Origin of the sequence: Paraburkholderia sp. EB58 (assembly GCF_050436665.1) — a bacterium.
GTDB lineage: Bacteria > Pseudomonadota > Gammaproteobacteria > Burkholderiales > Burkholderiaceae > Paraburkholderia.
In genome coordinates this window covers 1-1,391 of the sequence record NZ_JBNDMQ010000104.1, presented here as the reverse complement: position 1 = coordinate 1,391, position 1,391 = coordinate 1, and the positions used below count along the sequence as shown (strand labels likewise).

General features: G+C 63.3%; 1 protein-coding gene. It reads right to left on the bottom strand.

What is annotated here, in order from left to right:
• Positions 1–1,391 (bottom strand): acyl-CoA dehydrogenase (locus P3T40_RS44910; RefSeq protein ID WP_429274092.1); only part of this gene is annotated, 1,391 nt, incomplete at both ends.

Sequence of the window (1,391 nt, the reverse complement as noted above, 5' to 3'; positions counted from 1 at the left end):
TCATCGCCCTTCGCGCTGACAATCGACGCTTCCAGCGCCGACGCCTGCGGCAGAACGTGCTCCGCGTAGAACTGCGCAGTCGCGATCTTCGCGCCGTAGAACGACGGATCTTCCGCGCGCTTCTCGTCGGCCACCAGCAACGCACGCGCCATCTGCCAGCCGCCGAGCACGATACCCGCCAGCTTCAGATACGGCACGCTGCCAGCAAAGACAGCGTTCGGATCGCGCTTCGTATTCGCGACCACGAATTCCACCGCGGCCTCTAGTGCACGATGTCCTTGGGCAAGCTGCTGCTGCATCGACTTGAACGCCGCCCCTTGCTTCGAACCCAGCGCTTCGACTGTCTGCGCAATTCCGGCCAGCAGCGACTTCGCCACTGCTCCGCCGTCGCGCAGGGTCTTGCGGCCGATCAGGTCGTTCGCCTGGATCGCGGTGGTGCCTTCGTAGATCGGCAGAATGCGCGCGTCGCGGTAGTACTGAGCCGCGCCCGTTTCTTCGATGAAGCCCATGCCGCCGTGCACCTGCACGCCGAGGCTCGTCACATCGATCGACAGTTCCGTGCTCCAGCCCTTCACGATCGGCACGAGGAATTCGTAGATTGCCTGATGCTCTGCACGCTTCGCTTCGTCAGGGTGACGATGCGCAATATCGCAATGCGCCGCAGCCACATAAGCAAGCGCACGCGAACCTTCGGTCAAGGCGCGCATCGTCGCCAGCATGCGGCGCACATCCGGGTGGTGAATGATCGAAACCGATTGCTTGGCAGAACCATCGACCGGGCGGCTTTGCACGCGGTCTTTTGCATAGGCAACCGCCTTCTGATAGGCCCGATCCGACACGCCGACACCCTGCATGCCCACCGCGAAACGCGCGGCGTTCATCATGATGAACATGTACTCGAGACCGCGGTTCTCTTCGCCTATCAGATGACCGATCGCGCCGCCGCGATCGCCGAATTGCAGCACGGCTGTCGGGCTCGCCTTGATGCCGAGCTTGTGCTCGATCGACACGCAATGCACGTCGTTGCGCTCGCCAAGCGAACCGTCTTCATTGACGAGGAACTTCGGCACGATAAAGAGCGAGATGCCCTTCACGCCTTCGGGTGCATCCGGCGTGCGCGCCAGCACGAGATGGGCGATGTTCTTCGCCATGTCGTGCTCGCCCCACGTAATGAAAATCTTGGTGCCGAACAGCTTGAACGAACCATCGCCCTGCGGCTCGGCCCGCGTGCGCACGAGCGCCAGATCCGAGCCGGCCTGCGGCTCGGTGAGGTTCATCGTGCCGGTCCAATCGCCGGAGATCAGCTTCGGCACGTAGGCCTGTTTCTGCGCTTCGGTGCCGGCCGTGAGCAGCGCTTCGATCGCGCCGTCGGTCAGCAGCGGACACAGCGC